The sequence below is a fragment of the Collinsella sp. D33t1_170424_A12 genome, assembly GCF_015554865.1.
Taxonomy (GTDB): domain Bacteria; phylum Actinomycetota; class Coriobacteriia; order Coriobacteriales; family Coriobacteriaceae; genus Collinsella.
The window spans coordinates 1-8395 of the sequence record NZ_JADNJJ010000138.1 but is presented as its reverse complement, the minus strand read 5'-3'; the positions used below and the strand labels follow the sequence as shown (position 1 = coordinate 8395).

Below are 8395 nucleotides of genomic sequence, written 5' to 3'. Positions count from 1 at the left end.
CATATGCGTCTCGGTGCTCCGCGCGACCGGCGCGCATGCCGCGCATCACCGCATCGCGCAGCTCGGGGATGCGCGTCTTGTCCATAGGGGGCACGCCGTCGAGCTTATAGGGGATACCGAGCTTCTCGTACTTCACGATACCCATGGTGTGGTAGGGCAGCAGCTCCAAGCCGACCACGTTGCGCCACGGCGCGATCAGACGGCCCAGCTTCTCGCACTCCTCCACCGTATCGGTGATGCCGGGCACGATGACATGGCGAATAACCGTCTTGATGCCCCGTCGGGCGATCTCGTTGCCGAACGCGATGATGCGCTGCGGGTCGCAGCCCGTAAGCTCTCGATGGCCCGCCGGGTCGGCGTGCTTGATATCGAGCAGCACCATGTCGGTTGCCGCGAGCGCCGCGTCGAAGCGCTCGGGATGGCGCTCATCGTAAGCGTAGCCGCAGCTATCGAGGCACGTATGGATGCGCCCGCGCGGAGCGGCGTGCGCTGCCTCAAACAGGTCGGCCAGAAAATCGGGCTGCAACAGCGGCTCTCCGCCCGTCACGGTGATACCGCCCGACTTGTAGAACTGACGGTTGCTCTCGAATTCCTCCAGCAGCTTCTCGACCGAGACCATGCTGCCGGCATTGACCGCCCAGGTATCGGGATTGTGGCAGTACGCGCAGCGCATGGGGCATCCCTGCGTGAACACCACGAAGCGGATACCCGGTCCATCGACCGTGCCCATCGTTTCCACCGAATGGATTCGTCCCAACGTATAGGAGGATGTTGCCGCGCAGGCATCTCCCTCGAACAGCTTTTGCGCCATCGTCGCCCCTCTTTCTCTTTCGTTCCTGCCGTCCATTCTAGTCCACCCGTCGCACCTGCAATGTGCTTGTTTTATCGCATGAACGCGGGCATGCGGCGCCTCGCGCATGTCGTATCATCGATAAGCTGCAATTTGAAGGGGGACCCTATGGCATACGACCTGTTCTCGCGTCTGCGATCCTTTATACGTGCCGAAGCGGTCTTGATGATCGCCGTCGTCGCCGCGCTCGCGTCCTGCACCATCTATCCGCTCACCCCCGCCACCGCGCCAACTTACGCAGGCTATATCGACCTGCGAACGATCGCCCTGCTCTTCTGCCTCATGACCGTCGTCGCCGGCTTCGGACGCGCCGGCGCGCTCGATCGCGTGCGCACGTGGCTCACGGGCCGCACGGCTTCGGCCCGACGGCTCGCCCTCCTACTTATCAACGTCGTATTCGCCACGTCGATGCTCGTTACCAACGACGTCGCGCTCATCACCTTCGTGCCCCTGGCGCTTGCGCTCTTCATGGATGCGAGCCCGCGAACCGTCATCGCGGTTGTCGTCTCCCTCACGGTGGCCGCCAACCTTGGTTCGCTGTGCACGCCCATCGGCAATCCGCAAAACATCTACCTTGTTTCGGCCTATCAGATGGACATGGCAGCGTTTTTCCGCACCGTAGCTCCCTTGGGAATCGCCAGCTATATCTGCTGCATAGCGCTGGTTGCGCTCGTTCCGGACGAACGGCTGCAGGAAACCGCATCCACGCACGAAACGACCTGCAACGCGCGCCTGCTGTCCCTCTACGGCCTGCTCTTCGGCATTTGCATCGCCTGCGTGGCGCGCCTGATCCGCTGGGAACCCTGCTGCATCGCGGTCGTGGCCGCCTGCCTCGCCTTCGACCGCAGGGTCTTCAGCAACGTGGACTACAGCCTGCTGGCGACATTCGTCTGCTTCTTCATCTTCGTAGGGAACCTTGGCCAGGCGCCCGCGGTCGCGAAGCTTCTCTCGTCCGCGATCGCGGGCAGGGAGATCTTGGTGTCCGCGCTCGCCAGCCAGGTCATAAGCAACGTGCCCGCCGCGATCATGCTATCCGGGTTTACCGACAACGCCCAGGCGCTGCTGGTCGGCACCAATATCGGCGGCCTCGGCACCCCCGTGGCAAGCCTGGCCAGCCTGATCTCGCTACGCATCTACGCCGCGATGCCGCATGCCCAAACCAAGCGCTATCTGCTCTGGTTCGCCATCGTTAACGTATCCCTGCTCGCCATCTTGCTTGGGTGCAGCCTCGTCGTCGCACCCTACGTGCTCTAAGCAAGCGCTCGATGCGCGCAGCGCATTCCCGCCCACAAGAAAGGGCGCCCGATTGCTCGGACGCCCTTCATACACGGTATTTCCTTGCGTATCGCAAGGAACGCATGCGGAACGTATCTCTTACATACCCTCGTGGAAGGTACGGGAGATGACCTCGTCCTGCTGCTCCTTGGTGAGGTTGTGGAAGTTCACCGCATAGCCGGACACGCGGATGGTGAGCTGCGGGTACTTCTCGGGATGAACCTGGGCATCGAGCAGGGTGTCACGGTTGAACACGTTGACGTTGAGGTGGTGGCCACCCTTCTCGGCATACGCGTCGATCATGCCAACCAGGTTATCTGCCTGAGTCTGGGGGACGTCCGAAACCTTCATTCTTTGCCTCCTTTAATGCCCGCTGAGGGGCTGTTACCAAAGTCGCTATCGAGATTATATCCCGATATGAAGTCATTGCCACTGAGACGGCAACATTTTCTTAGGACTACGCAAGCTTCATACGGAACGAGGGGCGAAGGCGGTCGTACGGCCGCCCGCGCCCTCGTAGAACGAGCCTTACTGGCAGTCGCACGCGCCCTCGGGAGCCGAGGAATCGGTGCAGTCGCAGCACGGAACGACGTTCTCGATCTCGATGTCGCCCGAAAGATCGAGGTCGCCGAAGAACACCTGGTCCTCCTTGCCGAGCGCGCCCGGGATGATGGAGAAGGTGTTGGAGATGCCGTCCTGGGCATCGCGGAACGGAAGCTTGGAGACGGAGGACAGCGAGGCGATGGCGCCGTGCGTGTCGCGCTCGTGCATGGGGTTGGCGCCCGGAGCGAAGGGCACGCCGGCCTTGCGGCCGTCGGGGGTGGCACCGGTCTTCTTGCCGTACACGACGTTGGAGGTAATGGTGAGAACCGAGGTCGTGGGCACGGAGTTGCGGTACGTGTCGTTCATACGGATGTACTCCATGAACTGGTGCACCACGTCGTGGGCGAGGACGTCGACGCGGTCGTCGTCGTTGCCGTACTTGGGGAAGTCGCCCTCGATCTCGAAGTCGACGATAACGCCCTGCTCGTCGCGGATCGGATGGACCTTCGCGTACTTGATGGCGGACAGGGAGTCGGCCACGACGGAGAGGCCGGCGATACCGGTGGCGAACCAGCGGTGCACGTGCTTGTCGTGCAGAGCCATCTGGATGCGCTCGTAGCAGTACTTGTCATGCATGTAGTGGATGATGTTGAGCGAGTTGACATACACGCCGGCGAGCCACTGCATCATGTCCTTGTACTTGGCCATCACGTCGTCGAAGTCCAGGGTGTCGCCCTCGACCGCGCGGAACTTCGGGCCGACCTGCTTCTTGGAGACCTCGTCCACGCCGCCGTTGAGCGCGTAGAGGAGGCACTTGGCAAGATTGGCGCGGGCGCCGAAGAACTGCATCTCCTTGCCCACGCGCATGGAGGACACGCAGCAGGCGATGGCGTAGTCGTCACCGTGGTACACGCGCATGACGTCGTCGTTCTCGTACTGGATGGACGAGGAGGCGATGGAGGCCTTGGCGCAGAACTCCTTGAAGGCCGTGGGCAGCTTGGTGGACCACAGAACGGTGAGGTTGGGCTCCGGGCTGGTGCCCATGGTCTCGAGCGTGTGCAGGTAGCGGAAGCTCATCTTGGTGACCAGGGTGCGGCCGTCGACGCCCATGCCGCCGATGGACTCGGTGACCCACTGCGGGTCTCCGGAGAAGAGGTTCTGGTACTCGGGGGTACGGGCGAACTTGACCATGCGGAGCTTCATGATGAAGTGGTCGACGAACTCCTGGATCTGCTCCTCGGTGAAGGTGCCGTTCTTAAGGTCGCGCTCGGCGTAGATATCGATGAACGTCGAAGTGCGGCCGATGGACATGGCGGCGCCGTTCTGCTCCTTGACGGCCGCGAGGTAGGCGAAGTACATCCACTGGATGGCCTCCTGCGTGTTCTTGGCCGGCTTGGAGATGTCGAAGCCGTAGAAGTCGGCCATCATCTTGAGCTCGCCGAGGGCGCGGATCTGCTCCTGCAGCTCCTCGCGATCGCGGATGTTCTCCTCGGTCATGACCTGCGGCGTAGAGGCCTTCTGGGCCTCCTTGTCCTTGATCAGGAAGTCGACGCCGTACAGGGCGACGCGGCGGTAGTCGCCGATGATGCGGCCGCGGCCGTAGCCGTCGGGCAGACCGGTGATGATATGGGCCGAGCGGCAGGCGCGCATCTCGGGGGTGTACACATCGAAGACGCCAGCGTTGTGCGTCTTGCGGTTGAAGGTGTAGTTCTCGACGACCGAGGGGTCGATCTCGTAGCCATGCTGGGCCGCGGCCTGCATGGAGATGCGGATACCGCCGTTGACGTGCAGAGCGCGCTTGAGCGGCTTATCGGTCTGGAGACCGACGATGGTCTCGCGCTCGGGGTGAGCGGCGTCGATGTAGCCCGCGGGGTGGCTCACGATGCCGGTGACGGTCTTGGTGTCCATGTCGAGGACGCCACCCTGCTCGCGCTCCTTGAGCAGCAAAGCCATGACGTCGTCCCAGAGCTTCGTGGTGCGCTCGGTGGGACCGACGAGGAACGATTCATCGCCCTCGTAGGGGGTGTAGTTCTTCTGGATAAAGTCGCGTACGTCGACCTCGTTCAGCCAATTGCCGCCCTCGAAGCCTTCCCATGCCTCCTGCATTATTGTGACCACTCTCCTAGAGTCTACGGTGCGCGTTGGGAGCTCGCGCACGGATATATTGGATCCCGGAGAATGATGGAAAACGACCCCGTTTGTGCATACTTCCCACCAGCCACCTGCAAGTGGCCGTTCATCCGTGCATACTGCCCGTTGGGTGGAAAGGATTTCACGTTCACGCGGCATTTAGGACCATTCGCCGAGAAATCACCCATGCTCGTAAGAATACCATAGCAAGCCCCCTGGCGGCGCCCCATCGCCTACAAATTTAGCTGCGCGCCGCGCTGGATATCTCACAGGATATATTGGTTTATCTGGCAAAATGGACGAATCTGTGGAGCAAGAACGCGCCTGTCGCCACGCATATTGCCATCTACCTGCATTCATTTGTCCCAGGGTCTTTCGCGGACGGCCCGGCGCGGGGTCCTTACGAAAGCGTGAAGCTTTTTCGCTTCCCGCATGAAGGTCGATTATCCGGGCCGCCGCGTGGTACATACATCATGCGCACACCGACCGCCCGCGCGCATTCAGATCGCGGGCAACGCTGAAATGGAGCTGATACCATGCGCCGCACCACGCACGAGAAGAAGCCGGGCCGTACGCCCTTCTCCTCCGCGCATCATGCCAACGAACTCACCGCCCTCGCCACCCCCGCCGCGATCGCGCCGGCGCGTGCGGTCAAGCACGCCCCCGCCCGCATCACCTTGGCAAAAAGCGACGCCGGCGCCACGCGCGCCAACCTCAAGAACGCCTACGAGGCGTTCAAGCGCGCGTCGCAAAAGCCCGGGTCCGACGCCATGGCGTCTCCGAGCCCTTCGGAGCAGTGGCCCTATCGACCCTACGCCGCGTTCGTCTAACGCATCTCAAGCAGAAACACGGCGGGCCCGCAGCGCGCGTCCGCCAAACCGCAACGCGCCCCAACCGCCCGGCCAAACCGAAGCGATTGGGGCGCGTTTCTATCGAAGGCCCAGCCACAGGCCCGCGAGCATGCCCGCCACCAGGGCGATGTCCAACAGCGTCGACCCGCCCGCAAACACGGGCACGAAGCCGTCCACGGCTCTAAGCCGTCTGCCGCGTGCGGATGGCATCGGTCACGATACCCCTGCTCATAAGATAGGTGACCAGGAAGTACCCTCCGTAGCACAGCAAGAAGATCGCGCAGGTGAAGCCCACGGTGAAGCCGATGGAAAGCCCGCCGAACAGCTTGATGATCTCGATGACCACCTGCAGCGCCACCATCGAGTGCGCGATACCCATGACGAGCGGGAAGATGAAGAACACCGCCTGCTGCGCCAACACGGAACGCGTGATCTCGCGCTTCGAGGTGCCCAGCTCGGACAGGATCCGATAGTTCTTACTCGAATCGGCCACGCCCGACAGCTGCTGGATCGTCAGGATTGCCGCGCATGCGACCACCAGCACGAAACCGATGTAGATAGCCAGGTAGCTGATGAGGCCGTTCATGGAGTTGGTGCTCTCGTAGCTCTGCGAACGCGTCATCTCCATACCCCACAGGCCGCTCTGGGTACCGTCGGCGTTCAGGACGTTGCCCCACGAACGGTCGCGGCGCACGTAGCCCTCCGTCTCATCATAGGAAAGACCGGGCTTGTAGTTGGCCAGCAGATAGCTGCTATAGAGGGGCAGGTCGAGGTCATCGATGACGGCGTCCGGCACGATGATGGTTCCGGAGTTGCTTCCCATCGAGGCGTTGGCGAAGGAGCTCGCGGTGTCGTCGACGCGATCGGCTACGGGTGCCAGCGTCCTTCCGGCGAGCTTGATGGGCACGCCCTGCGCGAGCGCAGCGTCGTAGATGGCGTTCACCGTCTCGCCCATATCGCTCGTGAGCAGGTAGCCGTCCTTGCCCAGGTCGATACGGGGCTTGCCGCGGAAATCGAGATAGCGGCTGTAATCGCTCTCCCCCATCACCTGCAGACCCAGCAAGGTGACGTTGCTCGACGCGGTGCCCGCGGGCAACGGCATGTCGACGGCGTCCGCGATCTGGTTCAGGGTGACCACGGGGTCGCCCGCCCCCGCAGGATGCGAGTCGTATACATCCACCTGCACGTGCTCCCCGATGATGCGCGCGAGGTCGAAGCGCTCCTCGTCGGCCTTCTCCGGATCGACCACGTTGTTCTCGCTCGCCTGCAAGATGTCCACGGGCTTCTCGGCGAGTTTCATGGGCGGATAACCCTCGGCCTCGTACGCCGCGACCTGCTCGGGGTCGTTCACCACGTCGGGCCCGTAGTACATGAGGATGCGCGTATAGTCCGCCGGCGTGTTGCGCTCCACGCTCGTATTCATCACGTTGGCGATGGACATGCCGCCCGTCACGCTCGTGATGGCCAGGAACAAAATCATGGCGATGACCGCCATCGAGAAGCTCACGGTGTTCACCTTCGCCGCAAGCTGGCGCATGGTGAACATGTTGAGACCGCGCCAATACATGCCGCGGGCGCTCTGCAGCACCTTGAGCAGGAAGCCCGAGAAGCCGAAGAAGAACAGGATGGTGCCGGCGATAACGATGCCCGTCGTCACCATGAACTGCTGAAGGGCCTCGTCGTACTCGCTGGGCGCCGCATCGACCGGCAGGCCGTCGCGCAGGAGGCGGTAGTACGCCCAGCCGATCAAGCCCGCGCCCATAATGAAGATGACGGCGGACAGGATGGGGTTGCGCGTCTTGACGGCCTCGTTCTTGCGCCCGGCGCTCATGAGGTCGATCACCTTGGCGCGGCGCACCACGCCCAGGTTGAACAGCAGCGTCACCATGAAGATCGCGAGCAGGCAACCCACGGTTATGCCGAACGCCTTCATCGAGAAGAAGAAGTGGAAATCAGCGATCTGCGTCTTGAACAGCGAGGCCGTGAAGAACGTCATGAGCTGGGAGAACCCCACGCCCAACACGATGCCGAGCACCAGGGCGGCACCCGACACGATGGCGGTCTCGAGCGCCATCACGCGCGAAACCTGGCCGCGGCTCATGCCGAGGACCTGGTAGAGGCCGAACTCCTTCTTTCGCCGCTTCATGATGAAGCCGTTGGCGTACACCATGAGGAAGCCCATCACCAGCGCCAGGAACATGGTGAGGCCGCTCATGATGGAGCCGAGCAGCTCCGGCAGCCCCTCTTCCTGCAAAACGATAGACGCCTGAACCGAGATGGTGTTGAACGCATAGAACACGGTGACGGCCAACGTGAGCGTGAGCAGGTAGACCAGGTAGTCCTTACCCGCGCGGCGCACGTTGCCCCAAGCGAGCTTACAGAGCATCGGAACCCTCCCCGCCCATCATGGCCACAACCTCCATGATGCGGTCGAAGAACGCGCGGCGGGGGCTGTCGCCACGGCGCAGCTCGGTGAAGATGCGACCGTCGCGGATGAACAGCACGCGGTTGGTGTAGCTCGCCGCGAAACTGTCATGCGTCACCATGAGGACCGTGGCCTGGTCGCGCTGGTTCATGGTCTCGAGGCTCTCGAGCAGCAGGCGGGCGTTCTTGGAATCGAGCGCGCCGGTGGGCTCGTCGGCCATGATCACAGCGGGGTTGGTAACGAGGGCGCGCGCGGCGGCGACGCGCTGCTGCTGGCCGCCGGACATCTGGTAGGGATACTTGTCGAGCGTCTCGGCGATCG

The 8395-nt window shown here is 62.8% G+C and carries 7 protein-coding genes; 2 read left to right on the top strand and 5 right to left on the bottom strand.

Annotated elements, in window-relative coordinates; translation table 11 throughout:
• Positions 1-811 (bottom strand): pyruvate formate-lyase-activating protein (gene pflA / locus I2E26_RS06010; protein ID WP_195420004.1); only part of this gene is annotated, 811 nt, incomplete at its 3' end.
• 147 nt (positions 812-958) lie between these two features.
• Here pflA and I2E26_RS06005 point away from each other — a divergent pair.
• Positions 959-2104 (top strand): SLC13 family permease, encoded by a 1146-nt coding sequence (locus tag I2E26_RS06005; protein WP_195420003.1) that lies wholly within the window; start codon positions 959-961, stop codon positions 2102-2104.
• 120 nt (positions 2105-2224) lie between these two features.
• Here the strand turns inward: I2E26_RS06005 and grcA3 are convergent, their stop codons facing one another.
• Both grcA3 and pflB read right to left on the bottom strand, forming a co-directional pair.
• A complete protein-coding gene (gene grcA3 / locus I2E26_RS06000; protein WP_195420002.1) occupies positions 2225-2476 on the bottom strand; it encodes an autonomous glycyl radical cofactor GrcA3 in 252 nt (83 codons plus the stop codon).
• 177 nt (positions 2477-2653) lie between these two features.
• The gene (gene pflB, locus I2E26_RS05995) at positions 2654-4774 is read right to left on the bottom strand and encodes a formate C-acetyltransferase (RefSeq protein ID WP_147587450.1); all 2121 of its coding nucleotides are present in this window, start codon (positions 4772-4774) and stop codon (positions 2654-2656) included.
• 560 nt (positions 4775-5334) lie between these two features.
• Here pflB and I2E26_RS05990 point away from each other — a divergent pair.
• Positions 5335-5628: a hypothetical protein gene (locus tag I2E26_RS05990; RefSeq protein ID WP_195420001.1), complete on the top strand. Its 294-nt coding sequence runs from the start codon at positions 5335-5337 to the stop codon at positions 5626-5628.
• A 202-nt stretch (positions 5629-5830) separates the two neighbouring features.
• Here the strand turns inward: I2E26_RS05990 and I2E26_RS05985 are convergent, their stop codons facing one another.
• Entirely contained in the window at positions 5831-8035 is a 2205-nt protein-coding gene (locus I2E26_RS05985; protein WP_195420000.1) for an FtsX-like permease family protein, read from the bottom strand.
• Positions 8025-8395: ATP-binding cassette domain-containing protein (locus I2E26_RS05980; protein ID WP_195419999.1), on the bottom strand; the 371-nt coding region annotated here is incomplete at its 5' end. The genes I2E26_RS05980 and I2E26_RS05985, both read right to left, overlap by 11 nt.

Bases quoted from the DNA above. Each gene is read 5' to 3' on its own strand.
- I2E26_RS06005 (WP_195420003.1), top strand. From the start codon at position 959: ATGGCATACGACCTGTTCTCGCGTCTGCGATCCTTTATACGTGCCGAA.
- grcA3 (WP_195420002.1), bottom strand. From the start codon at position 2,476: ATGAAGGTTTCGGACGTCCCCCAGACTCAGGCAGATAACCTGGTTGGC.
- pflB (WP_147587450.1), bottom strand. From the start codon at position 4,774: ATGCAGGAGGCATGGGAAGGCTTCGAGGGCGGCAATTGGCTGAACGAG.
- I2E26_RS05990 (WP_195420001.1), top strand. From the start codon at position 5,335: ATGCGCCGCACCACGCACGAGAAGAAGCCGGGCCGTACGCCCTTCTCC.
- I2E26_RS05985 (WP_195420000.1), bottom strand. From the start codon at position 8,035: ATGCTCTGTAAGCTCGCTTGGGGCAACGTGCGCCGCGCGGGTAAGGAC.